General features: G+C 67.9%; 27 protein-coding genes and 3 pseudogenes. 17 read left to right on the top strand and 13 right to left on the bottom strand.

The window, feature by feature from the left end; genetic code table 11:
- Position 1 precedes the first annotated feature (1 nt).
- The 4 genes from LXN00_RS04810 to glmM form a co-directional block, all read right to left on the bottom strand.
- Entirely contained in the window at positions 2–400 is a 399-nt protein-coding gene (locus LXN00_RS04810) for an acyl-CoA thioesterase (protein ID WP_071676316.1), read from the bottom strand.
- A complete protein-coding gene (locus LXN00_RS04805; RefSeq protein WP_071676317.1) occupies positions 379–663 on the bottom strand; it encodes a ribosome-binding factor A in 285 nt (94 codons plus the stop codon). Before LXN00_RS04805 ends, LXN00_RS04810 begins: the two co-directional genes overlap by 22 nt.
- 48 nt (positions 664–711) lie before the next feature.
- Positions 712–1,185: a DUF4143 domain-containing protein gene (locus LXN00_RS04800; protein ID WP_234505557.1), complete on the bottom strand. Its 474-nt coding sequence runs from the start codon at positions 1,183–1,185 to the stop codon at positions 712–714.
- Positions 1,186–1,253: 68 nt separating this feature from the next.
- Entirely contained in the window at positions 1,254–2,555 is a 1,302-nt protein-coding gene (gene glmM, locus LXN00_RS04795; RefSeq protein ID WP_234505547.1) for a phosphoglucosamine mutase, read from the bottom strand.
- A 72-nt stretch (positions 2,556–2,627) separates the two neighbouring features.
- On the opposite strand from glmM, the gene LXN00_RS04790 reads away from it, so the two are divergent.
- Together LXN00_RS04790 and LXN00_RS04785 are read left to right on the top strand one after the other, a co-directional pair.
- A complete protein-coding gene (locus LXN00_RS04790) occupies positions 2,628–3,260 on the top strand; it encodes an AzlC family ABC transporter permease (protein ID WP_326491127.1) in 633 nt (210 codons plus the stop codon).
- Complete coding sequence (locus LXN00_RS04785) at positions 3,257–3,517, top strand: AzlD domain-containing protein (RefSeq protein ID WP_234505542.1); 261 nt, start codon at positions 3,257–3,259, stop codon at positions 3,515–3,517. The genes LXN00_RS04790 and LXN00_RS04785 overlap by 4 nt, the downstream gene beginning before the upstream one ends.
- Here LXN00_RS04785 and polA read toward each other — a convergent pair.
- The 3 genes from polA to aroE are packed head-to-tail and all read right to left on the bottom strand — an operon-like array spanning position 3,514 to position 7,370.
- Complete coding sequence (gene polA / locus LXN00_RS04780; RefSeq protein ID WP_234505539.1) at positions 3,514–6,006, bottom strand: DNA polymerase I; 2,493 nt, start codon at positions 6,004–6,006, stop codon at positions 3,514–3,516. The two genes, LXN00_RS04785 and polA, sit on opposite strands and share 4 nt — an antisense overlap.
- 3 nt (positions 6,007–6,009) lie before the next feature.
- Complete coding sequence (locus LXN00_RS04775) at positions 6,010–6,579, bottom strand: IMPACT family protein (RefSeq protein WP_234505536.1); 570 nt, start codon at positions 6,577–6,579, stop codon at positions 6,010–6,012.
- Positions 6,570–7,370: a shikimate dehydrogenase gene (aroE, locus tag LXN00_RS04770; protein ID WP_234505533.1), complete on the bottom strand. Its 801-nt coding sequence runs from the start codon at positions 7,368–7,370 to the stop codon at positions 6,570–6,572. Before aroE ends, LXN00_RS04775 begins: the two co-directional genes overlap by 10 nt.
- Before the next feature lie 43 nt (positions 7,371–7,413).
- Here aroE and LXN00_RS04765 point away from each other — a divergent pair, with 43 nt between their 5' ends.
- The 15 genes and pseudogenes from LXN00_RS04765 to LXN00_RS04700 all read left to right on the top strand — a co-directional run bounded on the left by LXN00_RS04765 (position 7,414) and on the right by LXN00_RS04700 (position 18,687).
- Positions 7,414–8,682, top strand: a complete 1,269-nt coding sequence (locus tag LXN00_RS04765) for an NfeD family protein (RefSeq protein WP_234505530.1) — start codon at positions 7,414–7,416, stop codon at positions 8,680–8,682.
- Position 8,683: 1 nt separating this feature from the next.
- Positions 8,684–9,661: a flotillin-like protein FloA gene (gene floA / locus LXN00_RS04760; protein WP_234505527.1), complete on the top strand. Its 978-nt coding sequence runs from the start codon at positions 8,684–8,686 to the stop codon at positions 9,659–9,661.
- Positions 9,658–10,035: a hypothetical protein gene (locus LXN00_RS04755; RefSeq protein ID WP_234505524.1), complete on the top strand. Its 378-nt coding sequence runs from the start codon at positions 9,658–9,660 to the stop codon at positions 10,033–10,035. Before floA ends, LXN00_RS04755 begins: the two co-directional genes overlap by 4 nt.
- A pseudogene (locus tag LXN00_RS12720) lies at positions 9,999–10,694 on the top strand (PhoH family protein); the annotation flags it as partial. The gene LXN00_RS04755 and the pseudogene LXN00_RS12720, both read left to right, overlap by 37 nt.
- Positions 10,683–11,483, top strand: a pseudogene (locus tag LXN00_RS12715) (LAGLIDADG family homing endonuclease); the annotation flags it as partial. The pseudogenes LXN00_RS12720 and LXN00_RS12715, both read left to right, overlap by 12 nt.
- A 279-nt stretch (positions 11,484–11,762) precedes the next feature.
- Positions 11,763–12,062 (top strand): annotated as a pseudogene (locus LXN00_RS04745) (PhoH family protein); the annotation flags it as partial.
- Positions 12,040–12,459, top strand: coding sequence for an rRNA maturation RNase YbeY (gene ybeY / locus LXN00_RS04740; protein ID WP_234505521.1), 420 nt, complete (start codon positions 12,040–12,042; stop codon positions 12,457–12,459). The pseudogene LXN00_RS04745 and the gene ybeY, both read left to right, overlap by 23 nt.
- The gene (locus LXN00_RS04735; RefSeq protein ID WP_234505518.1) at positions 12,414–12,812 is read left to right on the top strand and encodes a diacylglycerol kinase family protein; all 399 of its coding nucleotides are present in this window, start codon (positions 12,414–12,416) and stop codon (positions 12,810–12,812) included. The genes ybeY and LXN00_RS04735 overlap by 46 nt, the downstream gene beginning before the upstream one ends.
- Positions 12,813–12,816: 4 nt before the next feature.
- Positions 12,817–13,179 (top strand): hypothetical protein, encoded by a 363-nt coding sequence (locus tag LXN00_RS04730; protein WP_234505515.1) that lies wholly within the window; start codon positions 12,817–12,819, stop codon positions 13,177–13,179.
- Positions 13,180–13,242: 63 nt separating this feature from the next.
- Positions 13,243–13,713, top strand: a complete 471-nt coding sequence (locus tag LXN00_RS04725) for a GreA/GreB family elongation factor (protein ID WP_234505512.1) — start codon at positions 13,243–13,245, stop codon at positions 13,711–13,713.
- Entirely contained in the window at positions 13,710–15,185 is a 1,476-nt protein-coding gene (lysS, locus tag LXN00_RS04720) for a lysine--tRNA ligase (RefSeq protein ID WP_234505510.1), read from the top strand. Before LXN00_RS04725 ends, lysS begins: the two co-directional genes overlap by 4 nt.
- Position 15,186: 1 nt before the next feature.
- The gene (locus LXN00_RS04715) at positions 15,187–16,053 is read left to right on the top strand and encodes a cation diffusion facilitator family transporter (protein ID WP_234505508.1); all 867 of its coding nucleotides are present in this window, start codon (positions 15,187–15,189) and stop codon (positions 16,051–16,053) included.
- Between the two features lie 54 nt (positions 16,054–16,107).
- Positions 16,108–17,763 carry an acyl-CoA mutase large subunit family protein gene (locus tag LXN00_RS04710; RefSeq protein ID WP_234505505.1) on the top strand — a complete coding sequence of 552 codons (1,656 nt, stop codon included), beginning with the start codon at positions 16,108–16,110 and terminating at the stop codon, positions 17,761–17,763.
- Between the two features lie 10 nt (positions 17,764–17,773).
- Positions 17,774–18,202, top strand: coding sequence for a cobalamin B12-binding domain-containing protein (locus LXN00_RS04705; protein WP_234505502.1), 429 nt, complete (start codon positions 17,774–17,776; stop codon positions 18,200–18,202).
- Complete coding sequence (locus LXN00_RS04700; protein WP_234505499.1) at positions 18,199–18,687, top strand: PaaI family thioesterase; 489 nt, start codon at positions 18,199–18,201, stop codon at positions 18,685–18,687. Before LXN00_RS04705 ends, LXN00_RS04700 begins: the two co-directional genes overlap by 4 nt.
- On the opposite strand, the gene LXN00_RS04695 is transcribed toward LXN00_RS04700, so the two are convergent.
- The 6 genes from LXN00_RS04695 to ribD are packed head-to-tail and all read right to left on the bottom strand — an operon-like array spanning position 18,608 to position 25,033.
- Positions 18,608–18,985 carry a hypothetical protein gene (locus tag LXN00_RS04695; protein ID WP_234505497.1) on the bottom strand — a complete coding sequence of 126 codons (378 nt, stop codon included), beginning with the start codon at positions 18,983–18,985 and terminating at the stop codon, positions 18,608–18,610. The genes LXN00_RS04700 and LXN00_RS04695 overlap by 80 nt on opposite strands.
- Positions 18,986–19,033: 48 nt before the next feature.
- Entirely contained in the window at positions 19,034–19,951 is a 918-nt protein-coding gene (locus tag LXN00_RS04690) for an MBL fold metallo-hydrolase (protein ID WP_234505494.1), read from the bottom strand.
- 22 nt (positions 19,952–19,973) lie between these two features.
- Positions 19,974–22,115, bottom strand: coding sequence for a VWA domain-containing protein (locus tag LXN00_RS04685; protein WP_234505491.1), 2,142 nt, complete (start codon positions 22,113–22,115; stop codon positions 19,974–19,976).
- Between the two features lies 1 nt (position 22,116).
- A complete protein-coding gene (locus LXN00_RS04680) occupies positions 22,117–23,316 on the bottom strand; it encodes a bifunctional 3,4-dihydroxy-2-butanone-4-phosphate synthase/GTP cyclohydrolase II (RefSeq protein ID WP_234505488.1) in 1,200 nt (399 codons plus the stop codon).
- Complete coding sequence (locus tag LXN00_RS04675) at positions 23,300–23,899, bottom strand: riboflavin synthase (protein ID WP_234505486.1); 600 nt, start codon at positions 23,897–23,899, stop codon at positions 23,300–23,302. The genes LXN00_RS04680 and LXN00_RS04675 overlap by 17 nt, the downstream gene beginning before the upstream one ends.
- Positions 23,900–25,033: a bifunctional diaminohydroxyphosphoribosylaminopyrimidine deaminase/5-amino-6-(5-phosphoribosylamino)uracil reductase RibD gene (gene ribD, locus LXN00_RS04670; protein WP_234505484.1), complete on the bottom strand. Its 1,134-nt coding sequence runs from the start codon at positions 25,031–25,033 to the stop codon at positions 23,900–23,902.
- Between the last annotated feature and the right edge of the window lies 1 nt (position 25,034).

The following is a 25,034-nucleotide window of genomic DNA, read 5'->3' as shown; positions in this document are numbered from 1 at the left end:
GCTACCCTAAGTGTAGCACACGCAAGGCTTGGTAGAGGTCTTCCGGGATACGCCCCGCCCTCTCCCCCACCTGGCAGAGGTGGCGGGTGTAGCCTTCCGCCAAGAGGAGGCCCTCCCGCTCCACCCGGTAGGCGAAGCGGAGGTCACGCCGGGAAAGGCCCGCAAGCCGGGTTTTCACCGCCACCACCTCGCCGAAGCGGGCTGGGGCGCGGAAGGTGAGGCCAAGCTCCACCACGGGGAAATAGACGCCCCGGGCCTCAATGGCGTGGTAGGGAAGCCCGGCCTGCTCCAAAAAGTCCACCCGGGCCGCCTCCAGGTAAACGGCGTAGACGGAGTGGTGCACCACTCCCATCTGGTCGGTTTCGGCGTAGCGGACCTTTAGGAGGGTTGTGGTCTCCATGGCATAAACGCCAGCCGGGGCAGGCGCCGGAGGCGCACCCTTTCCGCCAGGGCGGAAAGGAGCCTCCCCTTGGCGTGCTCCAAGGCAGCCAGGGCCTTCTCCTCCTCGGCGAAGGCCTCCACGTACACGGTGAGGACCTTTCCGTCAGGGGAAAGCCGCACCGCTTCCACGGTGAGGAGGAAGAGCCTGGGGTCCTCGAGGCCCTGGAGGGCCTCGGCCAGGGCCCGCTTCAAACGCTCCTCCAAATGGGCCCGGCCGTACATGGCCTTAGCATATCCCAAAGCGAAGGGCAAGCTTGCCGGGCCTACCGCCTAGGCACCCCGCCCCACGTTCTCCATGAGGGCCTTTAGGGGCGTGGCCCAAACCCCCCTCCCGAGGGGAAAGGCCTCCTTTCCAGGGTAGACCACATAGGCGGCCTGGGGCGCCAGGTCCCCTATGGCTTCCAAAAACCCCCTGGAAGGCTTGGGGGCCAGGCTTCGCTTCACCTCCACGGCCACCATCCTCCCACCAGGTAGGGAAAGGACCAGGTCCACCTCCGCTCCTGCCCGGGTGCGGTAGAAAAAGGCCTCCCCGCCCTCGGGCAAAACCCGCAGGAGGTTCTCCACGACAAACCCCTCGTAGCTCGCCCCCACCACAGGATGGGCCAGCAAGGCCTCGAGGTCGGGGATGTGGAGAAGGGCGTGCACGAGACCGCTATCCCGGAGATACAGCTTCGGCGACCTAATCAGGCGCTTGCCCACGTGGGCCTCCAAAGGAGGGAGGCGCCGGAGCAAGTAGAGGTCCACAAGGAGGTCAAGATAGCGGCTAATCTAGCATCATGATGTCAAAAAAGCAAGGTTATACCCCTCTCCCCCTACCCTTGGTCCAGGGAACGCACCAGGGCAGCGAGCTCCTTCGCCAAGGCTTCCGCCCCCTCCTCCGCCTCCACCATGACCCGCACCACGGGCTCGGTGCCCGAGGGGCGCACGTTGACCCGGCCCCTTCCCCCAAGCCTCCTCTCCGCCTCGGCCACCGCCTCCTTGAGCCTGGGGTGGCCCATCACCTTGGCCTTGTCCGCCACCTTCACGTTGAGGAGGACCTGGGGGTAAAGGGGAAGGGCCTCGTACCAGTCGGCGAGGTCTCCGCCCGTGCGCTTCAGGGCCCCAAGCACCATGAGGGCGGTGAAAAGCCCGTCCCCCGTGGTGTGGTGGCGGCGGAAGATCACGTGCCCCGAGGGCTCCCCCCCAAGGTAAAGGTCCTTTTCCTTGAGCATCTCCAGCACGTACCGGTCCCCCACCTGCGCCCGGTGGAAGGCGATGCCCTTCTCCTTGAGGGCCACCTCGAGGCCCATGTTGCTCATCACAGTCCCCACCACCCCTTTCTCCCCAAAGGCCAAGGCGGCCAGGTAGAGGACGTGGTCCCCGTGGAAGAGGCGGCCCCTCCGGTCCACGAAAAGGGCCCGGTCCCCGTCCCCGTCAAAGGCGATGCCCAGGTCCAGGCCCAGCTCCACCACGAAGCGGCTTAGGGCCTCCGGGTGGGTGGAGCCGCACCCCTTGTTGATGTTGCGCCCATCGGGGGTGTTGAAGAAGGCCATGACCTCAGCCCCCGCCCTCTGGAAGAGCTTCGGCCCCACCCGGTAGGTGGCCCCGTGGGCCAGGTCCAGGCCCACCTTGAGGCCCGAAAGGTCCGGGGCATGTTCCAAGAGGAAGTCCAGGTACATCCTTTCCGCTTCCCGGAAGTCCCCCACCGTGCCGATGCCCCGGGTGGGGTGGGCCTCCTCCAGTAGCGCCTCTATGGCCTCCTCCGCCTCGTCGGGAAGCTTCTCCCCAGCGGGGCCAAAGAACTTGATGCCGTTGTCCTGGTAGGGGTTGTGGCTCGCCGAGATCATGGCCCCGGCGGTGGCCCCAAGCCGCCTCGTGAGGTGGGCCACCCCCGGGGTGGGGAGCACCCCCAGGTGCTCCACCCGCACCCCTTGGGAAAGGAGGCCTGCCGCCAAGGCGGCCTCCAGGAGGTCCGAGGACTCCCGGGTGTCCTTGGCGAGGAGGACCACCGGCCTCGCCGCTTCCTTCCGGAAGTACGCCCCCGCCGCCTGGCCTAGCCTCAGGACGAACTCCGGGGTAAGGGGGTGCTTGCCCGCCTCCCCCCGCACCCCATCCGTACCGAAGTAGCGCCTCATCCGGCCCACTATACCCCACCCCCTTTATAAAATCCCCCCATGGCCGCCCTCCCGCCGTCCACACCAAGCCCTTTGCGCCAGGGGCTTCTCGCCGCCTGGCCCGTGGCCTTGGGGTACTTCCCCGTGGCCGTGGCCTTCGGCATGGCCGGAGCGAGCGCGGGGCTTGCCCCCTGGGCCGTAGCGCTCCTTTCCCTCTTTGTCTTCGCCGGGGCGAGCCAGTTCGCCTTCCTCGGCCTCCTGGCGGAAGGAGCCTCCCCCTGGCTCGCCGTAGGGGTGGCCCTTCTCCTAAACCTGCGCCACGCCTTCTACGGGCCAGCCCTTAGACCTTACCTGGCAGGCCATCCCGTCCTGGCCTTTTTCCTTACCGACGAGGTCTTCGCCGTGGCCCTAAAGTCCCTTCCCGGCCTTCCCGAACCCGCCCGCACGGGGTTTTTCCTAGGCCTCGGCCTCGGGGCCTATTTGGCCTGGAACCTGGGCACCCTCCTGGGCGTCTTCGGCCCCGCCGGGCTAAAAGGGCTCCCGGGGGCGGAGGAAGGCCTTTCCTTTGCCCTCCCCGCCCTTTTCCTGCTCCTCGCCCTGCCCCATTTGCGGAACCCCGTGGCCCTGGGCGCCGGGCTTTTGGCCTTCGCCCTCCACCTCCTGGGCCAGACCGCCTGGGGGCTCGTCTTGGCGGGCGTCTTGGGCTTCTTGTGGAGGCGGCCTTGATCCCCATCCTGGTTCTGGCCTTGGGCACCCTTCTCCTCCGCTATCTCCCCTGGCGGGGGGAAAGGGGCCCTTCCCCGGGCCAGGCGGGGCCCGCCTTGGCGGTGGCCCTCTTCCTGGTATCCGCCTTCGGGCCGCCCCCCTCTTGGCTTTGGGCCAAGACCCTGGCCGCCCTTCTTGTGGTTTCCTTGGCCTTTCGGCTTTCCCGCCGCCTAGGGCTGAGCGTCCTCCTCGGGATGGCGGCCTACGCCCTCTTCTAGCCCTTGGCGGAAAGCCAGTCCTCCCCGATGCCCACCTCCACCTCCAGGGGCACGGCCAGGGGCCAGACCCCCTCCATGACCTCCTTGGCCAGGGCCGCCGCCGCCTCCGCCCGCTCCTTGGGCGCCTCCAGGAGGAGCTCGTCGTGCACCTGGAGGAGCATCCGCGCCCCCACCTCGGGAAGCCTGGGGAAAAGCCTCACCATGGCGAGCTTCATCAGGTCGGCGGCGGTGCCCTGCACGGGCATGTTAAAGGCCATGCGCTCCGCCGCCTCCCGCACGCTCTTTACCCGGGCGTTGAGGTCGGGCACGTAGCGCCTGCGGCCGAAGAGGGTTTCCACATACCCCCTCTGCCGCCCCTCCTCCAGGGTCCTTTCAATCCAGGCCTTCACCTTGGGGTAGCTCTGGAAATAGCGGTCAATGAAGGCCACCGCCTCCTCGTAGGGGATGCTGAGCTCTTGGGAAAGCCGATGGGCGGACATGCCGTAAAGGACGCCGAAGTTGATGGTCTTGGCCGCCCGGCGCATGAGGGGGTCTATGGCCTCCGCCGGCAGGCCGAACATCCAGCTCGCCGTCTGGGTGTGGATGTCCCGGCCCTCCTGGAAGACCTGGATGAGGTTCTCGTCCCCCGAGAGGTGGGCCAGGACCCTGAGCTCAATCTGGCTATAGTCCAGGGCCACGAGCAGGTACCCCTCCTCGGCCACGAAGGCCCGGCGGATCCTTTGGCCCAAGGGGGTGCGCACGGGGATGTTCTGCAGGTTGGGGTCGGAGCTGGAAAGGCGGCCCGTGGCCGTGGCCGTCTGGTTGAAGCGGGTGTGGAGCCGCCCCGTCTTGGGGTGGACCAGGGCGGGAAGGGGGTCAATGTAGGTGCCCTTGAGCTTGGCCAGTTCCCGGTACTGAAGGATCTTTTCCACGATGGGGTGGGCCTCCCGCAGGGCCTCGAGGACGGCGGCGCTCGTGGAGCGCTTCCCAGTCTTCTCCGTCTTGCCGATGGGGGGAAGGCCGAGCTCGTCAAAGAGCACCCTTTCCAGCTGGTCGCGGGAATTGAGGTTGAAGGGGTGGCCCGCCAGGCGGAAGACCTCCTCCTCCAGGCGGCGCATCTCCTCCGCCACCTCCAGGGAAAGGGCCTTGAGGTAGGCCACGTCCAGCCTCACCCCCGTGGCCTCCATGTGGGCGAGGACCCGGGAGAGGGGCTTTTCCACCTCCTCGTAAAGCCAAAGGAGCTTCTCTTCCCCTCTCAAGCGCCCAAGGAGGTTCTCGTAGAGCCTTTCGGAAAGCACCGCCCGCTCCCCCGCCTCCTCCGTCCACTCCCCCCCATACCGCCGGGCCACGCCCTCGGGGGTGGTGTTGGAGGGGTCCAGGAGGTAAGCGAGGAGCATGGGGTCGTCCGTGGGGGGAAGGTCCAGGCCCTCCCTTAGGGCCAAGACGGCGAGGTCCTTGGCAAGAAGCCCCCGCACCTCCTTCAGGCCCCTTAGGGCCCCATAGGGCTCCTCCGCCCGGTAAACCCGGCCCTTGGCGCTCGCCGCCAAGGCAAGAAGCTCCGCCCACATGGGCTCGGGCCGGGAAAGGCGGTAGCCCAAAAAGGCCCCTTCCGGCGGCGGCCATGGGGCCTCCTCCGCCGGAAGGGGGCTTTCCAGGAGGCCGAACTCGTGGAGGAGGCTTCCAAACTCAAGCCGCTCCAAGAAGGCCTTAAGCCCTTCCCTATCGGGCTCCCGCCGCTTTTTAAAGTCCACCTTCAAGGGGAGGTCCGTGCGCACCCGGGAAAGCTCCTGGGAGAGCCTGAGGTCGTCCAGGTGGGCGAGGATCTTCTCCCTTACGGAAGGAGGCTTCACATGGTCCAGGTTCTTGAGGAGGTTTTCCAGGCTCCCCCACTCCTTGAGGAGCTTCAGGGCGGTCTTCTCCCCGATTCCCTTCACCCCGGGGATGTTGTCGGAGGGGTCGCCGGCCAGGGCGCGGAAGTCCACCCACTGCTCCGGCTTCAGACCGTACCGCTCCCAAAGCCACCCCGGGGTGATGAGGTGCCCTTCCGGGTGGAGGACGGCGATGCGGTCCGAAAGGAGCTGGAAGAGGTCCCGGTCGGCGGTGAGGATGCGCACCTCGTACCCTTCCCGCTCCGCTTGCTTGGCCAAGGTGGCGAGGACATCGTCCGCTTCAAAGCCCGGGACCTCGAGGCGCTCCAGCCCCAAGAGGTCCACCAGCTCCTTTATGAGGGCGAGCTGCCGGGGAAAGTCCTCCGGGGTGGGGGCCCGGCCCGCCTTGTAGGCCTCGTAGGCCTCGTGGCGGAAAGAGGGGGCCTTGGCGTCAAAGACCACGATGACCACGTCCCCGTCCTCCTTCAGGGCCTTGAGGAGGCTTTTGGCGAAGCCGTAGACCCCTTGCACCGGCTCGCCCCGGCTCGTGGTGAGCCCTTTGAGGGCGAAAAAGTTGCGGTAGGCCAGGTGGTGGCCGTCCACCAGGAGCACCCGGCCCTTGGGCTCAAAGAGGGGAAGCATCCCTCACATTCTACGGGCCTTCCCCCGGGTGGCCTCCCGTAGCGCCGCCTCCAGGGAAGGGAGGGCCTCCTGGGGAAGCCGGAGGCGCAGGAGAACCCCCTCCTGGCCGTGGCTTTCCCCCACCACCTGGTCCCGCACCAAGGGGTAGACCCGGCCTAGCTCGGCGAAGGGGACGAGGAAGGTGGCCTCCGCCCACTCCACCCAGGGCACCTTTTTCCCCCACCTGAGCGCCTCCGCCGCCACCCCCCCGTACGCCCGCACGAGCCCCCCGGCCCCAAGCTTGACGCCGCCAAAGTAGCGCACCACCAAGACCGCCACCCCGTCCAGGCCCTGGGCCTCAATGGCGTGGAGGATGGGCTTGCCCGCCGTTCCCGTAGGCTCCCCATCGTCCGAGAAGCGGTAAAGGTGGCCGATCTTGTAGGCGAAGCAGTTGTGGGTGGCCGCCTCCTCCCGGTTTCGTTCCAAAAAAGCCCGGGCCTCCCCTTCCGAGGCCACGGGCGCCGCCTTGGCGATGAAGCGGCTTTTCTGGATGGTTTCCTCGTGGAAGACGGGCTCGGCCAGGGTCAGGCGCATGGCTCCCCTAAGGCCTTTAAGGCCGCCTCCTCCATGCCCTTGGGGTCGGGGAGGAGGCCCGTCCAGATGCGGAAGGCCAAGGCCCCCTGCCAGGCCAGCATGGGAAGCCCGGTCTGCACCCTTAACCCCTGGGCCTTCGCCTCCTTGAGGAAGCGGGTCCAAAGGGGCCTGTAGACCAGGTCCACCGCCGCCCCCTCCTCGGGGAGGAGCGCTTCGGGAAGGGGGGTGGCCTCGGGATCCTCCAGGCCCACCCGGGTGGCGTTCACGAGAAGCCGGGCCCTCCTGGCCCACGAGAGGGGCACGGCCTTCAGGCCGAACTCCGCCGCCAAGGCCTCCGCCCGCTCGGGGGTGCGGTTCCAAACCCAGACCTCGAGGCCCGCCTCCCTAAGCGCCCAAGCCACGGCCCGCCCCGCCCCCCCCGCCCCCAGGACCAGGGCGGGGCCCTCGAGGGGTATCCCCCCCGCCTCCAAAGCGGCCAAGAACCCGGGGGCGTCCGTGTTGAAGCCAAGAAGCCTCCCCTCCACCTGGAGCACGGTGTTCACCGCCCCAATGGCCTTGGCCTCCGGGGAAACCCAGTCCAAGTGGGCCAAGGCCGCCTCCTTCAGGGGAATGGTGAGGTTCACCCCCCGAAAACCCCGCCGCACCGCGGAAAGCCTATCGGGCAAGGCCTCCGAAGGGGTCTCCCAGGCCTCGTAGCTCCCCCTAAGGCCCAGGCTTTCCAGGGCGTAGCGGTGCATGGCCGGGGAGAGGGAGTGGGCCACGGGGTGGCCCAGGACGGCAAGGCGCAACATCCCCTTCAGCATAGCCCACACTCCTTCCCGGGGGCCGTATAGAATGAGGGCGGTGAAAAGGCTCCTAGCCCTAGCCTTCCTCCTCTCCCTGGCATGGGGGAAGACCTACCTCATCCCCATCCAAGGGGAGATTGACCCGGCCCTGGCGGTCTTCGTGGAAGAGGCCCTCTCCCGGGCGGAACGGGAAGGGGCAAGCGGCGTGGCCTTCCTCATAGACACGCCGGGGGGCCGGGTGGACGCCGCCATCCGCATCACCGACCGCATCCTGCAAACCCCCCTCCCCACCCTGGCCGTGGTGCAAAACGCCTTCTCCGCCGGGGCCCTCATCGCCCTCGCCTGCCGCCAGGTGGCCATGCTCCCAGGCTCGGAGATCGGGGCCGCCCTGCCCCTGGTGGCCCCGCCCCTCGGCCAGCCCCAGGCGGCGGACCAGAAGGTCATCTCCGCCCTCAAGGGCAAGTTCCGCGCCGTGGCCGAGGCCCGGGGGCGGCCCACGGAGCTCGCCGAGGCCATGGTGGACCCCAACGTGGAGGTCCCCGGGCTTTCCGCCAAGGGAGAACCCCTAACCCTCTCCGCCGACAAGGCGGTGGAGCTCAAGGTGGCGGACTTCAAGGCGGCAAGCCTCCCAGAAGCCCTCAGGCAGGCGGGCCTCAGCCCGGAAACGGAGCGCCTGGAGCCGGGGCCTAGGGTCCAGGTGGCCCGCTTCCTCACGAGCTCCGCCGTGGCCGGCCTCCTCCTCGCCCTTGGGCTTCTCCTTCTCCTCATAGAGCTCTTCACCCCGGGCTTTGGCGTCATGGGGGCCTTGGGCCTCGCCTTCTTGGCCCTTTACTTCGCCGGGGGGTGGCTTGCGGGGCTTTCCGGGGCCTTTGAGCTCCTCCTCTTCTTCCTGGGGGTGGTGCTCCTTTTGGCGGAAGCCTTCCTCTTCCCCGGCTTTGGCCTGGCCGGGGCCTTGGGCGTGGGGTCCATTCTGGCCTCCGTCTACTTCACCTTCGGGGAGAACGCCCTTTTGGTCCTGGCCATCGCCGTGATCGCCTTGGGGCTTGGCCTCCTGGTGGTCTTCCGCTACCTGCCCAGGACGCGGCCCGCCCGGGCCTTGGTGTTGGAAAGCGCCATCGCCGCCCACGCCACGGAGGAAGCGGTGGAGGTGGGCTCGGTGGGGGTAGCCCTCACCGACCTCCGCCCCGGGGGCGTGGGGCGGTTTGGCGCCAAGCGCGTGGACGTGGTGGCCCACCGGGGCTTCATCCCCAAGGGCACGGCCATACGGGTGGTGGAGGTGCGGGGTCCCACGGTGCTGGTGGAACCTTTGGAGGAATAGTATGGAAGGACTCGGCGTACTCTTTCTGGCCTTTTTGGTCCTCGTCCTCGTCTTCCTCTTCTTTAGCTTCATCCCGGTAGGCCTTTGGATCTCCGCCTGGGCGGCGGGGGTACGGGTGCCCCTCCTGACCCTGGTGGCCATGCGCCTTAGGCGCGTGCCCCCGGCCAAGATCATCTACCCCCTCATCAAGGCCACCAAGGCGGGGCTGGACGTGCGGCTGGACCGCCTCGAGGCCCACTACCTGGCGGGGGGCAACGTGGACCGGGTGGTGGACGCCCTCATCGCCGCCGACAAGGCGGGCATCAAGCTCACCTTTGACCGGGCGGCGGCCATAGACCTGGCGGGGCGGGACGTTCTGGAGGCGGTGCGGGTCTCCGTGAACCCCAAGGTGATCCAGACCCCCATGGTGGCCGCCGTGGCCAAGGACGGGATCCAGCTTCTCGCCACCGCCCGGGTCACGGTGCGGGCCAACATTGACCGCCTGGTGGGCGGGGCCGGGGAGGAAACCATCATCGCCCGGGTGGGGGAAGGCATCGTGACCACCATCGGCAGCGCCAACTCCCACAAGGAGGTCCTGGAAAACCCCGACCGCATCTCCAAGACCGTCCTGGAGAAGGGCCTGGACGCCGGCACCGCCTTTGAGATCCTCTCCGTGGACATCGCCGACGTGGACGTGGGCAAGAACATCGGGGCGCAACTGCAGATTGACCAGGCGGAGGCGGACAAGAAGATCGCCCAGGCCAAGGCGGAGGAGCGCCGGGCCATGGCCGTGGCGGCGGAGCAGGAGAACCGGGCCCTGGTGGAGGCCATGCGGGCCAAGCTGGTGGAGGCCCAGGCCCAGGTCCCCTTGGCCTTGGCGGAGGCCTTGCGCAAGGGCAACCTGGGGGTCATGGACTACTACCGCCTGAAGAACATTGAGGCGGACACGGACATGCGGGAGTCCATCAGCCGCGCCGCCAAGCCCGAGGGTGAGGAATGAGCCTGGACGACCTTTTGGGCCTCCTCTTCCTCCTCTTCTTCATCGTCCTCCCCGCCCTGCAGGGGTTGCGGAAAAACCCCCAGGCCCCCCCGGTCTTCCCCGAGGACCTGCCCCTGCCCGAGCCCCCCAGGCCCAAACCCAAGCCGAAGCCCAAGCCCGCCCTGCCCCCAAGCCCCCCGCCTCCCCAGGAGGGGGAAAGCCTGGAAAGGGCCCCAAGCCCTGAACGGGAGCGCCTGGAGGTGCGCTTCCGGGAAGAAGTGGCGGAGGAGGTGCGGGAAAAGCCCGCCAAGAAACGCCTTCTCACCATGGACCGCGAAAGCCTTTTCAAAGGGGTGATATGGCACGAAATCCTGAAGAAGCCCAAAGGCTTGTGATCCCCCTAAAACCCGAGGAAACCCTGGCCTTCTTGGGCCAGGCGGACAGGAACCTGAAAAAGCTCCGGGCCCTTTTCCGCGAGGCCTTTGGCGACCGGCTCAAGCTCGTGGCGCGCGGGGAGCAGGTGGAGCTTTCCGGCGACCCCGAGGCGGTGGCGGTGGCCGAAAGGACCGTGCGGGACCTCCTGGCCCTCCTCAGGCAAGGGGCGGAGCTGGACGAGCCCACCCTGGAACAGGCGGTGGCCCTGGCGCAAGGGGGGGAGGGGCTTTACCAGGCCACCACCCCGGAAACCGAACTCGCCCTCCCCGGGCGGCTCCGCCCCAAAACCCCTGGGCAGAAGCGGTACGTGGAGGCCATCGCCCAGCACGACATCACCTTCGGCATCGGCCCCGCCGGCACGGGGAAGACCTATTTGGCCGTGGCCATGGCGGTGAGCCACCTGCGCGCCCGCAAGGTGAAGCGCATCGTCCTCACCCGGCCGGCGGTGGAGGCGGGGGAGAAGCTTGGCTTTTTGCCGGGGGACATCCAGGCCAAGGTGGACCCCTACCTCAGGCCCCTTTACGACGCCCTTTTTGACATGATTGACGCCGAGCGCTTTGAGCAGTACCTCCAGTCGGGGATCATTGAGGTGGCCCCCCTGGCCTTCATGCGCGGCAGGGCCCAGCCCGTGGACACACCGGTCCTAACCCCCGAGGGCTTCCGTCCCATCGGAAGCCTTAAGCCAGGGGACTGGGTGGTGGGCGCTTACGGCGTGCCCGTGCTGGTGGTGGCCGTGCATCCCCAAGGCGTCCGACCCATCTACCGGGTTCGTTTCAGCGACGGCACGGCCACAAGAGCCACGGCCGACCACCTTTGGGCCGTCTTTACGCCTTGGGACCGGAGGCGAAAGCGCCCTCCCCGTTTGGTCACCACCGAAGAGATGCGGGATACCCTCCGCCTGCACCACCAGCACCGCTACGAGGTCCCCTTGCTCCAAGCTCCGGTGGAGTTCCCCCAGCGCCCAGTCCCTTTGGACCCTTACGCTTTGGGCCTCCTTCTCGGGGACGGGTGCCTTACGGGAAGCAGCACCCCAAGCTTCTCCACTGCCGACCCCGAGTTGCAAGAAGCCCTCGCCGCCCGGCTCCAGGGGGTCATGGTGCTCCCCAAGGGCGGCGTGGACTACACCTTGACCTTGGGCTTTAAGGGGGGGAACAACCGCAACCCCCTAAGCGCCGCCCTCCGGACCCTGGGCCTTTGGGACACTCGCTCCTCTGAGCGCTTCGTCCCCAAGGAATACCTTTGGAACACATCTGAGGTACGTCTGGCCCTGCTTCAAGGACTCTTGGATTCGGACGGGAGCGTCCACGTGCAACCGGGACGGAGGGCACGGGTCCAGTTCAGCACCTCCTCCCCTCGCCTGGCCCAGGACGTGGCCTTCCTGGTCCGCTCCTTGGGCGGTGTGGTGTATCACCGGGTGCGGCCGCAAGCCAGCCTCCGTCCAGGCCTTGCCCGGGGCAGGCCCGTCAAACACCGGGCCGACAGCCACGTCTTGGATATCCGCCTGCCGGAAGGCCTTGCCCCCTTCCGCCTAAAGCGAAAAGCAGCGGTCTATGCCGAGGCCGGAGGGATCCGCCCGATGCGATTCGTGGAAGCCATTGAGCCCGCCGGGGAAGCGGAGGCGGTGTGCATCACGGTGGCCAGCCCCGATGGCCTCTACGTTACCGAGGACTTCATCCTCACCCACAATACGCTAAACGACGCCTTCATCATCCTGGACGAGGCGCAAAACACCACCCCCGAACAGATGAAGATGTTCCTCACCCGCATGGGCTTCTCCTCCAAGATGGTCATCACGGGGGACGTGACCCAGATTGACCTGCCCAAGCACCAGAAGTCGGGCCTCATTGAGGCCACCCGCATCCTGAAGGGGATTGAGGGCATCGCCTTCATCTACTTCAAGGAATCCGACGTGGTCCGCCATCCCCTGGTGGCCCGCATCATCAAGGCCTACGAGGAAGCCGAGCGTGGTGGAGATCGTAGCCAATAAGCGCCCGCCCAAGGGGCTAAGGCCCAGGCTCAGGCGGGCCCTCACCGCCCTCATGGAGGAACTGGGGGTGGGGGAGAAGGCGGTGACGGTGATCCTCACGGGGGACCGCCGCCTTAGGGCCCTAAAGCGGGCGTGGTGGGGGGAGGACGAGGCCACGGACGTCCTCTCCTTCCCCCACTACGAGCCCGGGGACCCCTTCATCCCCCCCCACCTGGGGGACATCTGGATCAGCCTGGACACCGCCAGGCGCCAGGCGGAGGCCCGGGGAGCCCCCTTGGAGGAGGAGGTCTTGGTCCTGGCAGCCCACGGGCTATGGCACCTCTTGGGCCACGACCACCAGAAGGAGGAGGATTGGGAAGGGTTCCGCCGCGTCCAAGAGTGGATCCTCGCCCTCTAAAGGGGGTGGTGCGCTCCTTCGGCTACGCCTGGGAGGGCGTGGTCTACGCCTGGCGGGTGCAACGGAACTTCCGCATTGAGGTCCTCCTGGGCCTTTTGGCGGTGGGCCTTTCCTTTTGGCTTGGGGTGAACCCGGTGCCCGTCCTCCTCCTAACCGCCCTGGTCCTCTCCTTGGAGCTCGTGAACACGGCCCTCGAGGCCCTCACCGACCTGGCAAGCCCCGTCTACCACCCCCTGGCCAAAAGGGCCAAGGACACGGCAGCGGCGGCGGTCCTCCTGGCAAGCCTCCTCGCCTTCCTCACGGGGCTATGGCTCTTCCTGCCCCCCCTCCTCGCCCGCCTTGGGCTAAGCTAAGGCCATGGACCACGAAGAGCGGGAGATTATCCTGGAGTTCTTTCCAGGAACCTCCCCCGAACTCCTCCCCCTAGGGGAAATCCTCTACTACCGGGATGCGGAAGGCCGGGTGGTGATCCTGGAAAAGGGCCCCCCCGAGCTCCGGCTGGAACTGGAACCCCTCCCCGGCGCCGCCCACGGCCCCCAGGTGTGCGAGGCCTGCCGCCGCCACCTTTCGGGAAGCGCCCTGGGCTTCTTCCGCCACCCGGTGGGGGGCAAGGACACCCACCTCCGCTACCTGGTCCTCTGCCTGGACACCGCCTCCTGCGCTAGCCACGCCGAGCCCGAGCGTTTGAGGGAAATCCTCCTTCGGGGTATACTCACCTGAGAAGGGGGCCCTTGGGCCAAGGAGGTCGGCTTTGGCCGGCCTCCATGACTTACGAGGTGAGCTATGGCGCGCGAGGTGAAGCTAACCAAGGCCGGCTACGAGCGGCTCATGAAGCAGCTAGAGCACGAGCGGGAGCGCCTCCAGGAGGCCACCAAGATCCTGCAAGAGCTCATGGAATCTTCGGATGACTACGACGATTCCGGCCTCGAGGCGGCCAAGCAGGAGAAGGCCCGCATTGAAGCCCGCATTGACTCCCTGGAGGACGTCCTCTCCCGGGCGGTGATCATTGAGGAGGCCACCACCGAGGTGATCGGGTTGGGCTCGGTGGTGGAGCTGGAAGACCCCGTGACCGGGGAACGCCTGGAGGTGCAGGTGGTTTCCCCCGCCGAGGCCAGCGTCCTGGAAACTCCCATGAAGATCTCCGACGCCTCTCCCATGGGCAAGGCCCTCCTGGGCCACCGGGTGGGGGACGTGCTTACGCTAGAAACCCCCAAGGGCAAGAAGGAGTTCCGCGTGGTGGCGGTACACGCATGAACGAACAGACGCGCCAACGCCTGCTCAACCTGGAAGCCCTGGTGGAGGCGGGCTTCTCCCCCTACCCCTACCGCTACCCCAAGACCCATAGCGCCCAGGAAATCCTAACGGCCAAAGCGGGTGCCCCCCCGGAAACCGAGTGGCCGGAAGAGGTTGCCTTGGCGGGGCGCATCATGGCCCTAAGGCGGATGGGCAAGGTCACCTTCGCCCACCTCCTGGACGAAAGCGGCAAGATCCAGCTCTACTTCCAAAAAGACCTCACCCCCCGGTACGAGCTTCTGAAGAAGCTGGACGTGGGGGACATCCTGGGGGTCCAGGGCACCCTTTTCACCACCAAGACGGGAGAGGTCACGGTCAAGGTCCTCTCCTGGACCCCCCTGGTGAAAAGCCTCCACCCCCTGCCGGACAAGTGGCACGGCATCCGGGACAAGGAGGTGCGCTACCGCCAGCGCTACCTGGACCTCATCGTGAACCCCGAGGTGCGGGAGGTCTTCCGGCGACGCACGGCCATGGTGCGCTACATCCGCCGCTTCTTTGAGGAAAGGGGTTTCCTGGAGGTGGAAACCCCCATCCTCCAGCCCACCACAGGGGGGGCGGAGGCCAGGCCCTTCAAGACCTACCACAACGCCCTAGACCACGAGTTTTACCTGCGCATCTCCTTGGAGCTCTACCTGAAAAGGCTCCTGGTGGGCGGCTTTGAAAAGGTCTTTGAAATCGGGCGCAACTTCCGCAACGAGGGCATTGACCACAACCACAACCCCGAGTTCACCATGCTGGAGGCCTACTGGGCCTACGCCGACTACCAGGACATGGCCGCCTTGGTGGAGGAGCTCCTTTCCGGCCTGGTCTTCCACCTCTTCGGGAGCTACCAGGTGCCCTACCAGGGCCGCATCCTGGACTTCACCCCGCCCTTCAAGCGCATCTCCTTCGTGGAAAGCCTGAAGGAGAAGGCCGGCCTTCCCTTTGACCCCTTGGACCTGGAAAGGCTTCGCCTCTGGGCCGACGCCCACCACCCCGAGCTCGCCCAGGTGCCCAGCTACAAGCTCCTGGACAAGCTCTTCGGCCTCTACGTGGAGCCCCACCTGCAAGACCCCACCTTCGTCTTTGACTTCCCCCTGGCCATCAGCCCCCTGGCCAAGCGCCACCGGGAAAAGCCCGGGCTCACCGAGCGGTGGGACCTCTACGCCGCCGGGATGGAGCTCGCCCCCGCCTATTCCGAGCTCAACGACCCCCTGGACCAAAGGGAGCGCTTCTTGGAGCAGGCGCGAAGGCGCAAGGAAGGGGACGAGGAAGCCCCGGAGCCCGACGAGGACTTCCTCTTGGCCCTGGAGTACGGCATGCCCCCGGCGGCGGGGCTTGGCCTTGGCCTGGACCGCCTGGCCATGATCCTCACCGACCAGCCCTCCTTAAGGGACGTGCTCCTCTTCCCCCTCCTCAAGCCCAAACGGGAGCTGGCGGAAGAAGGGGTCTGAGGTGGCGGAACGGGCCGCCTGGGTGAGCTTTGCGGTGGCCCTCCTGGTCCTGGGGCTCAAGGCCCTGGCCTACCTCCTCACGGGCTCCGTGGCCCTCCTCTCCGACGCCCTGGAGTCCACGGTGAACGTGGCCGCCGCCCTGGCCGCCCTCCTGGCCATCCGCCTGGCGCAGAAGCCCCCGGACGAAACCCACCCCTTCGGCCACACCAAGGCGGAGTACTTCTCCGCCGTGCTGGAGGGGGTCTTGGTGGTGGGGGCGGCGCTTCTCATCGCCAAGGAGGCGCTCCCCCGCCTCCTTAGGCCCGTGCCCCTCGAGGGCCTGGGCCCAGGGCTTGGCGTGAGCCTCTTGGCCGCAGGCTTGAACGGCCTTCTCGCCTACTTCCTCCTCCGGGAGGGACGCCGCCACCGCTCCCCCGCCCTCACCGCCGACGGGTACCACGTGTTTTCCGACGTCCTCACCTCCTTGGGGGTCCTGGCGGGGGTGGGGCTCGCCTGGGCCACGGGGTTTTGGGTTCTGGACCCCCTCTTGGCCCTCCTGGTGGCGGGGAACATCCTCCTCATGGGCTTCCGCCTGGTGCGGCAGTCCGTGGGGGGGCTCATGGACGAGGGGCTTTCCCCCGAGGAGGTGGAGCGGATCCAGGGGGTGATCCAGGCCCACCTGAGGGGGCGGGCCCTGGAAGTGCACGACATAAAGACCCGACGGGCCGGGCCCAAGAGCTTTTTGGAGTTCCACCTGGTGGTGCCGGGCAGGATGAGCGTGGAGGAGGCCCACCGCCTTTGCGACGAGCTGGAGCGGGCCCTGGAGAAGGAGATGCCGGGCCTGGTGGTCACCATCCACGTGGAGCCGGAAAGCGAACGCCAGGCATAACGCCCTTTTCCCCTAGCGCAAAAAAGCGTAAACTTTAGGGTAAAGGGAGGGCCCATGCGCAAGAAGCACGACTGGCTCAGGGAGACCTACCAAAAGAGCCTGGAGAAGATGCCCGAGAGGCCCGTGGCCCACCGCACCCTCTCGGACATCGCCCCAGAGCCCCTCTACACCCCGGAGGACATCGGCGTCCTGGACCCGGAGTACGAGGAGAAGCGGGGCTACCCGGGGGAGTACCCCTACACCCGGGGGGTCTACGGCTCCATGTACCGCTCCAAGCTCTGGACCATGCGCATGTTCGCCGGCTTCGGCACCGCCGAGCAGACCAACGAGCGCTTTAAGAAACTCCTCAAGGCGGGCCAGACCGGGCTTTCCGTGGCCTTTGACCTCCCCACCCTCATGGGCTACGACTCCGACCACCCCCTTTCCAAGGGGGAGGTGGGGAAGTGCGGGGTGGCGGTCTCCAGCCTGGCGGACATGGAGATCCTCTTTGACGGGATCAACCTCGAGGAGGTCACCACCTCCATGACCATCAACAGCCCCGCCAACGCCATCTGGGCCATGTACCTGGCGGTGGCCAAGAAGAGGGGCTACGACTGGAAAAAGCTCGGGGGCACCATCCAAAACGACATCCTCAAGGAGTTCATCGCCCAGAAGGAGTTCATCTTCCCCCCCGAGCCCAGCGTGAAGCTGGTCATTGACACCTTTGAATGGGGGCCCAAAAACGTCCCCAAGTGGAACTTCATCTCCGTGTCCGGCTACCACATCCGCGAGGCGGGGAGCACCGCCGTGCAGGAGCTCGCCTGGACCCTGGCGGACGGCTTTGAATACGTGGAGGCCGCCCTCAAGCGGGGTCTGGACATAGACGAGTTCGCCCCGAGGATCAGCTTCTTCTTTGACGTGCACAACGATTTCTTTGAGGAAATCGCCAAGTTCCGCGCGGCGAGGCGCATCTGGGCCAAGGAGATGCGGAACCGCTACGGGGCCAAGAACCCGGCGAGCTGGATGCTCCGCACCCACGCCCAGACCGCCGGGGTTTCCCTCACCGCCCAGCAACCCCTGAACAACATCGCCCGGGTGGCCATCCAAGCCCTGGCGGCGGTGCTTGGCGGCACCAACAGCCTCCACACCGACGCCTACGATGAAGCCCTAGCCCTACCCACGGAAGAGAGCGCCACCATCGCCCTAAGGACGCAACAGATCATCGCCTACGAGACCGGGGTCACCCACACCATAGACCCCTTGGCGGGGAGCTACTACGTGGAGTGGCTCACGGACGAGATGGAACGCCAGGCCATGGCCATCATTGAGGAGATCCGCCGCATGGGCGGGGTGGTGCGGGCCATTGAGGAGGGGTACTTCCTGAGGGAGCTCGCCGAGGCCAGCTACCGCTACCAGCAGGAGGTGGAGCGGAAAGAGCGCATCATCGTGGGGGTGAACGCCTTCACCGACGAAATCCCCCTGAAGGTGCCCATCCAGCTGGTGGACCCCGAGGTGGAACGGGTGCAGGCGGAGCGCCTGGCCCGGGTACGCCGGGAGCGGGACCCCAAGCGCGTGGAAGAGGCCCTGGCGGGCCTGCGCCGGGCAGCGGTGGAGGGGCAGAACACCATGCCCCACTTCGTGGAGTGCGCCCTGGCCTACTGCACCCTGGGAGAGATGATGGACGTCCTGCGGGAGGTCTACGGCACCTATCAGGAACCCGCCTACGTCTAGGAGGTTTAGGATGCAAGGCGTGGACCGGCGCATACGGGTACTCATCGCCAAACCGGGCTTGGACGGGCACGACCGGGGGGCCAAGGTGGTGGCCCGGGCCCTGCGGGATGCGGGGATGGAGGTGATCTACACGGGGCTCCGCCAGACCCCTGAGATGATCGTCTCCGCCGCCATCCAGGAGGACGTGGACGCCATTGGACTTTCCATCCTCTCCGGGGCCCACATGCACTACTTCCGCGAGGTGAAGCGGCTTTTGGAGGAGCAAGGGGCCTCGGACATCCTGCTTTTCGGGGGCGGCATCATCCCCGACGAGGACGTGCCCAAGCTCAAGGAGCTCGGGGTGGCGGCGGTTTTCGGCCCCGGCACCAGCACCCAGGACATCGTGGACTTTCTCCGGCAAGCGGTGCCCGAACGCTGGCGGGCCCAGGGGCTCGGATGAAGGCCATCCAGCTCTACTACCCCCCGGAGTGGGCCCACTGCTACGGGTGCGGCTACCTCAACGCCCACGGCCTCCACATCAAGACCTATTGGCGCGGGGAAAAGGGGGAAAGCGAAACCCGCTTCACCCCAAACCCCCACCACACCGCCATCCCTGGCTTCGTCTACGGGGGGCTTCTCGCTTCCCTGGTGGACTGCCACTCCACCGCCACCGCCGCCGCAGCCAAGGCGGCGGCGGAAGGGCTTAGCCTCGAGGCCCACCCCTTGCGCTTCGTCACCGCAAGCCTCAAGGTGGACTACCTGAAGCCCACCCCCCTGGGCCCCGAGCTCCTCCTGGTGGGCAGGCCCAAGGAGGTCAAGGGCAAGAAGGTGGTGGTGGAAACGGAGCTTTACGCCGAGGGGACCCTCACGGTTCGGGGGGAGGCGGTTTTGATACAGATCGGCGAGGATTTCGGGCGTTCCAAATCCGCTCCAGATGGTGGATGAGCTGGCTCACCTCGGAGGCCCGCTCCGAGCCCATGAGGCTAAGCTCCAGCCAGGCTTCCTCCAGGACCCTCTTGGCCCAAAGGAGCTCCTCCTCGGGGAAAGCGCGCCCCAGGAAGATCTCCCGCACCTGCCACCGGAGGGCTTCCCTGTCCCCTTGCAGGTGCCGGACCAGCTCTTTGAGCCGCAACACCTCCAGGCGTAACCTGTCAATCTCCTCCCTCAGGGGCTTCTCCCACATTTCGCGCCGCGCCAACTCCGCCCGCATGCGGCGCTCCAGGTCATCGTCCCAGTGGAACATGGCCTTAGCCTAGGCCCCCTTCCCTGTTGCCCATGTGATTTTTGCACATTAGAACTCAAAGAAGGCGGGGACGAAGGCATACCCCTCCCCTTCCCGGCGGATGTACCCCAGGGCGGGCCAGGGGAAGTGGTAGGCGGTGATGAGGCTTTTCTCCTCGCTCACCTTCCTAAAAAGCCGGGCCCGGGTGCGCACCACCTCCGCCTTGTCCATGTCAAAGCCGAGGTAGGCCTGGGGAAAGCGCAAGGAGAGGAGGTAGTGCCCGGCGGCGTCCCCGAAGAGGAAGAGGGTTTTCCCCTCGGAGGTGGCCTCGAGGCTCATGTGCCCCGGGGTGTGGCCGAAGGAGGCCACGGCCCTTACCCCAGGGAGGATCTCCTCCCCGTCCTCCACGGGCCGGATGCGGTCCCGCAAGGGAAAGAGGGCCCGCTCCACCGCCTGGGAGGGGTTCTTGAGCCAGTAGTCCAGGTCCACCCGGCCCATGAGGTGGACCGCCTGGGGGAAGGCCGGCCGCCCCCTTTCGTCCACCAGCCCCCCGATGTGGTCGGGGTGGCCGTGGGTGAGGAAGACGTGGGTGATGTCCTCGGGGGCGTAGCCGGCGAGCTCCAGGTGCGCAAGAAGCCTCCCCCCAGCCCCCACCCCCCGGCCCGTGTCCACCAAGAGCCTCGCCTCCCCCAGGTCCAGGAGGACGGGGTTGAAGTTGTTGCGGGTGGCGTCCGGGTTGAGGAAGTGCTCCTGGAGCACGCGCCGGAACTCCCCCTGGAGCTCGGGGTTCGCCCCCCAGTTGGGGAGAAGGGGCCCCGGGGCCGACTGGCCATCGGAGAGAATGGTGACGGCCATCCGCCCTAGGGCGAAGCGGTAAAACCCGCCCCCGTTCACCCCCTTGGGAGGCCGCCCCTGGCCCCAGGCGGGGGCAAACCCCGCCGCCAAGAGAAACCCACCAGAAAGGCCGATAAACCGCCTGCGGTCCATACTGACCCCCTTCGCCGCCAGGCTAACCGAGGGCGCCTTGGGAAAGTGTGCCCCGGCTCACCCGGGCCTCCCAAACCCGCTCCAGGAGGAAGAGGAGAAGAGCCGCCCACAGGAGGTAGGGCCTTAGGGGAAGGGGCCTAGGAGGGGGCCTGCCCACCTCCTCCAGGGCCAGAAGCCGCCCGCCGCTCGCCTCCGCCATGGCCCTGAGGGTGGCCGCCCCGTCCCTGGGCGTCCACTCCCCGGGAAGGGGAACGGCCAAGGGGATGCGGCGCTTCCCGTCCAGGAGAACCCCGGGACCCGCCACGCGGGCCTCAAAGCGCAAAGGCCCCGTGGGCACCATGGGGGTTTCCGCGCCGCCCGTCAGAAGCCTCGGGGCCTCGAGCCGCCCCAGGGCCACCACCCGCACCCCTTCCCCCTCGGGGTAGGCGTAGAGGGCGAGGGCCCGCCCCGTGCCCGCCAGGTACCGGGCGAGCCCCCCAAGGAAGGCGGAAGCCCCCTCAAAGTCCCGCCAGGAGCGGGAAAGGTCCGTGGCCAGGGCCGCCACCCGCCCCTCGCCCCGCTCCCCCACGGCGAGCACCGCCCGCTCCCCGCTTTTTAGGAGCACCTCGGCCCAGGGCTCGGCCCTTGCCGGGAGGAGGACGGAAAGGGGCGGGAAAAGGAAGCCCTCCGTGAGGGGGTGGGGAAGCGCCTCCACGGGAAACCGCCCCTCCACCGCCTCCTTCCCGAAGACCTCCTGCCCCTCCTTGAGGAAAAGCCGGGGAAGCTCCCGGGCCGTGGCCGCCCGGTAGAAGCGGCCCCCGCCCCGCCGGGAAAGCGCCTCCAAAAAGTCGTGGTCCGCATCCTCCCCCAAGGCGATGGCGGAAACCTCCGCCCCCGCCCCCTCCGCCAGGGCCAGGAGGGGCTCTTTGGGGTCAGAAACGAGGCCATCCGTGAGGACCAAGATCCCCTTGCGGGCCACGGGGACCCCCCGCAAGAGCCCCACCGCCTCCCGCAGGGCCCCGCCCAGCACCGTGCCCCCGCCCGCCCTTAGGGAGAGGAGGAGGCGTTCCGCCTCCTTTTTGGCCCGGTCCGTCATGGGCCTCGGGGGGAAGAGGACCCGATGCCCCGAGGCGAAGGCCACCACCCCCAGGTAATCCTCGGGGGCGGCGCTTTGCACGAGCTCCAGGGCCGCCGCCACCGCCAGGGCGAGCTTCTCCCCCTCCATGCTCCCGGAAACGTCCAGGAGCAGGACCAAGGCCGCCCCTTGCCGCCCCAGGGGCTTCAGGGGAAGCTCCTCGGGCATCGCCCGGTCCCAGCCCCCGAAGAAAAGCCCCTTGGGGGTGGCGGTGAAGAGGAGGCCCCCGCCCCGGCGGAGGTAGTCCCTAAGGGCCTCCGGCGCCCCCTCGGGCAGGTCCAAGACCCCAAGGCCCACCGCCACCAGGTCCGCCTCCAGGGGAAGCCGGAAAGGGCCTTCCTCCACCTGGAAGCCCTGGGCCTCGAGGTAGCGGGCCAACGCGGGGTCGCCCAGGACCAAGGCCCTCGCCCGGTCCTGGGGGGCCACCTCCACCCTGGCCGCGCTCCGCCCCCAGGGCCCCACCGCCTCCGCCCGCACCTCCCCTTCCTCCAAAAGGGGAAAGGTGTAGGTGAAGGCCACCCGCCCCTCCACCCTGAGCGCCCGCTCCCACGTGCCCCCCGGCCCCTCCACCCTAAGCCGCACCTCGGCGGGCAAGGGGGCCTCGAGGACCACCCGCACCCCCACCGTCTCCCCCAGGAGGGGAAAGGGCGGGGGGAGGAGGCGAAGGGCCACGAAGGGCCTTGGGAGCACGTACACCGCATCCAGGGGAAGGGGGGAGGGCACGGGGGGGAAAAGCCCATCGGAAACCAGGACCACCCGGTCCGCCCCCAGGCGCAAGGCCTCCGCCAAAGCCCCCTGCACCTCCGTCCCCTCCCCTAGGTCCAGCCGCCTCGCCGTGGGGCCCGGAAGCCGCGCCACCCTTTCGGCAAAGGCCAAATAGACCCCGTCCCTAGGAAGCCTTTCCGCCGCGGCGAAGACGCTTTCCCGGGCGGAAGGGGAGAAATCCAATAGGTAAACCACCCGCCCCTTTAGGGGCAGGCGGAGGTCTAGGAAGGCGAGGAGGAGCAGGAGGATAACGGAGGCCCTTAAGAGGCGCACCCCAAGGGGCATCCTAGTCCATCCAGTGGCCCAGCTTCTCCTTTTTGGCCTGGAGGTAGCGCTCGTTGAAGGGGTTGTCCCCGGCCCTTAAGGGAATGCGCTCCACGATCTCTATGCCGAAGCCGGAAAGGGCCTTCACCTTGCGGGGGTTGTTGGTCAAAAGGCGCATCTTCCGCACCCCCAGGTCGTAGAGGATCTGCGCCCCCACCCCGTAGTCCCTGAGGTCCGGGGGGAAGCCCAGGGCCAGGTTGGCCTCCACCGTGTCCAGGCCCTGGTCCTGGAGGTGGTAGGCGCGGATCTTGTTGATGAGGCCAATCCCCCGCCCCTCCTGCCTGAGGTAGACCAAGACCCCCTTCCCCTCCTGGGCGATGCGCTCCAGGGCCAGGTCTCTTTGGAAGCCGCAGTCGCACCTTAGGGAGTGGAGGGCATCCCCCGTGAGGCACTCCGAGTGCATGCGCACCAAGACGGGCTCCTCCGGCTCCCAGCTCCCCATGACCAAGGCGGCGTGCTCCTCCCCCGTGAGGGTGTCCCGGTACCCCAGGATGCGGAACTCCCCGAAGCGGGTGGGAAGGGTGGCCTCCGCCTCTCGGCGCACGTACAGGTCCCCCTTCTCCAGGCGGTAGCGGATGAGGTCGGCGATGGTCCCCACCTTTAGGCCGTGCCGCCGGGCGAACTCCAAGAGGTCCGGCAGGCGGGCCATGGTGCCGTCCTCCTTGAGGATCTCAATGAGGCTACCCACCGGGGTAAGCCCGGCGAGGCGCAGGAGGTCCACCGTGGCCTCGGTGTGCCCGGCGCGGCGCAACACCCCCCCAGGCCGGGCCACCAAGGGGAAGATGTGCCCCGGGCGGCGGAAGTCCTGGGCCGTGGCCTCGGGGTCCGCCAAAAGCCTGATGGTGGCCGCCCGCTCGTAGGCGGAGATCCCCGTGGTGGTCCCCCGGGCGTCCACGCTCACGGTGAAGCGGGTGCCCTGGGGGTCTTGGTTCTTCTCCACCATGAGGGGGAGGTCCAAGGCCTTAGCCCTCTCCTCCGTGAGGGCCACGCAGAGGAGGCCGCGGCACTCCCGTAGCATGAAGTTCACCCACTCGGGGGTGACGTGCTCCGCCGCCATGATGAGGTCGCCCTCGTTCTCCCGGTCCTCGTCGTCCACCAGGACCACCGGGCGGCCCTGGCGGAGTTCTTCCAGAAGCTCCCTGACGCTAGCCAAGCCTTCCATCCCTCTCCCCCAAAAGCCGCTCCACGTACCGGGCGATGAGGTCCACCTCCAGGTTCACCCCGTCCCCCACCCGGAGGCCCCCCAGGTTGGTGACCTTTAGGGTGTGGGGGATCAAGGTGACCCAGAAAGCCTCCCCTTCAAGCCCCGCCACCGTGAGGGAAACCCCGTTTAGGACCACGCTCCCCTTCTCGGCGATGTAGCGGGCGAGGGGCCTTGGGGGCCTAAAGTAGAAGTCCTTGGCCCCCGGGGCCTCCCGCACCCCCACGAGCTCCGCCACCCCGTCCACGTGCCCGGTGACGAAGTGCCCCCCAAGCCGGTCCCCCACTTTAAGGGCCCGCTCCAGGTTGGGCCGGTGCCCCACCCGCCAGGTGGGGGCGGTGCGGCGCAGGGTTTCCTGGGCCAACTCCACCCAAAACCCCTCCCCGTCCACCGCCACCGCCGTGAGGCAGACCCCGTCCACCGCTACGGAATCCCCCACCTTCAGGTCGGAAAGCACCTCCTTGGCGGCGACCCGCACCCGCAGGAAGGGGCCTTCCTCCACCTTAAGGATCTCCCCGGTTTCCTCCACCAGTCCCGTGAACACCTATACCTCCAGGTACCCTTCCAGCCAAAGGTCTTCCCCAAGCCACTCCCGCCGCACCAGGCGAAGCCGGAAGGCCTCCGCCATGCGGGAAAGGGCCAGGCCCTCCAAAAGCCCCTTCCCCTCCCCCACCACCTTGGGGGCGAGGAAAAGGGCCACCTTGTCCACCAGCCCCCGGGCCCAAAAGGCCCCCGCCACCAGAGGCCCCCCCTCCAGCAAGACCCCGTCCACCCCTTCTTCCCAGAGGAAGGCCAAGGCGGCCTCCGGGCTCACCCTTCCCCCCTCCCGGGGAAGCTCCACCACCCTCGCCCCCGCCCGCTCCAGGGCCAAAAGCCTGTCCTTGGGGGCCCCTCGCCCCACCAGGAGGAGGACCCGGGCGGGCTCCCCTCGAGGCCCCGGGGCGAAAAGCCGGGCGGTGGGGGGGGTGCGGGCCTCGGTGTCCAGGACCACCTTCAGGGGGTCCCGCAAGGGGGGCGGCTCCACCATGTGGGGAAAGGGGCGGAAGTCGGGGTGGCGCACGGTGAGGGCGGGGTCGTCCCTTAGCACCGTGCCCACCCCCACCACCACCGCCGGGAGCCACTGGCGGTAGGCGTGGGCCACCCGGCGGCTCGCCTCCGAGGACACGTGGCGGGCATCCCCCGAGGCGGCCGCCACCTTCCCGTCCAGGGTGAGGGCGGCCTTTAGGAGGACGAAGGGCCTCCCCTTCCTCAAGGCGGTGAAGAAGGCCTCGTTCTGAAGCCTCGCCTCCTCGGCCAAAAGGCCCTCCTCCACCTGGACCCCTGCCCGCCTCAGGCGCTCCAAGCCGCCCCGGGCCACGGGGTTCTCGTCCCGGGCCGCCACCACCACCCGCGCCACCCCCGCCTCGAGGAGGGCCAAGGAGCAAGGGGGCGTGCGGCCAAAGTGGTCGCAGGGCTCCAGGGTCAGGTAGGCCGTGGCCCCCCGGGCTTTCTCCCCCGCCTCCTCCAGGGCAAAGACCTCCGCATGGAGCTCCCCCGCCCGGGGATGGTACCCCTCCCCCACGATGCGCCCTTCCCGAACCAGCACCGCCCCTACCAGGGGGTTGGGGCTCGTGTGGCCACGGGCCCTTTCCGCCAGTTGCAAGGCTCTTTTGAGAAACCGCTCGTCCAGTTCGCGCAAA

The organism is Thermus brockianus (genome assembly GCF_021462505.1).
GTDB classification, from domain to species: domain Bacteria; phylum Deinococcota; class Deinococci; order Deinococcales; family Thermaceae; genus Thermus; species Thermus hydrothermalis.
Note: the sequence above shows the minus strand (reverse complement) of the source record. Positions and strands in the feature narration are given on the sequence as shown.

Excerpts from the sequence above, each read along its gene's own strand:
- LXN00_RS04810 (WP_071676316.1), bottom strand. The coding sequence starts at position 400 with ATGGAGACCACAACCCTCCTAAAGGTCCGCTACGCCGAAACCGACCAG.
- LXN00_RS04805 (WP_071676317.1), bottom strand. The coding sequence starts at position 663 with ATGTACGGCCGGGCCCATTTGGAGGAGCGTTTGAAGCGGGCCCTGGCC.
- glmM (WP_234505547.1), bottom strand. The coding sequence starts at position 2,555 with ATGAGGCGCTACTTCGGTACGGATGGGGTGCGGGGGGAGGCGGGCAAG.
- polA (WP_234505539.1), bottom strand. The coding sequence starts at position 6,006 with ATGCTTCCCCTCTTTGAGCCCAAGGGCCGGGTGCTCCTGGTGGACGGC.
- LXN00_RS04775 (WP_234505536.1), bottom strand. The coding sequence starts at position 6,579 with ATGCGCCTGACCCTGGCCGAGCCCGTCTTCCACGAGGAAACCATCCAG.
- aroE (WP_234505533.1), bottom strand. The coding sequence starts at position 7,370 with ATGTTGCGCCTTGCCGTCCTGGGCCACCCCGTGGCCCACTCCCTCTCC.
- LXN00_RS04765 (WP_234505530.1), top strand. The coding sequence starts at position 7,414 with ATGAGGGCGGTGAAAAGGCTCCTAGCCCTAGCCTTCCTCCTCTCCCTG.
- floA (WP_234505527.1), top strand. The coding sequence starts at position 8,684 with ATGGAAGGACTCGGCGTACTCTTTCTGGCCTTTTTGGTCCTCGTCCTC.
- LXN00_RS04755 (WP_234505524.1), top strand. The coding sequence starts at position 9,658 with ATGAGCCTGGACGACCTTTTGGGCCTCCTCTTCCTCCTCTTCTTCATC.
- LXN00_RS04730 (WP_234505515.1), top strand. The coding sequence starts at position 12,817 with ATGGACCACGAAGAGCGGGAGATTATCCTGGAGTTCTTTCCAGGAACC.
- LXN00_RS04725 (WP_234505512.1), top strand. The coding sequence starts at position 13,243 with ATGGCGCGCGAGGTGAAGCTAACCAAGGCCGGCTACGAGCGGCTCATG.
- lysS (WP_234505510.1), top strand. The coding sequence starts at position 13,710 with ATGAACGAACAGACGCGCCAACGCCTGCTCAACCTGGAAGCCCTGGTG.
- LXN00_RS04710 (WP_234505505.1), top strand. The coding sequence starts at position 16,108 with ATGCGCAAGAAGCACGACTGGCTCAGGGAGACCTACCAAAAGAGCCTG.
- LXN00_RS04705 (WP_234505502.1), top strand. The coding sequence starts at position 17,774 with ATGCAAGGCGTGGACCGGCGCATACGGGTACTCATCGCCAAACCGGGC.
- LXN00_RS04700 (WP_234505499.1), top strand. The coding sequence starts at position 18,199 with ATGAAGGCCATCCAGCTCTACTACCCCCCGGAGTGGGCCCACTGCTAC.
- LXN00_RS04695 (WP_234505497.1), bottom strand. The coding sequence starts at position 18,985 with ATGTTCCACTGGGACGATGACCTGGAGCGCCGCATGCGGGCGGAGTTG.
- LXN00_RS04690 (WP_234505494.1), bottom strand. The coding sequence starts at position 19,951 with ATGGACCGCAGGCGGTTTATCGGCCTTTCTGGTGGGTTTCTCTTGGCG.
- LXN00_RS04685 (WP_234505491.1), bottom strand. The coding sequence starts at position 22,115 with ATGCCCCTTGGGGTGCGCCTCTTAAGGGCCTCCGTTATCCTCCTGCTC.
- LXN00_RS04680 (WP_234505488.1), bottom strand. The coding sequence starts at position 23,316 with ATGGAAGGCTTGGCTAGCGTCAGGGAGCTTCTGGAAGAACTCCGCCAG.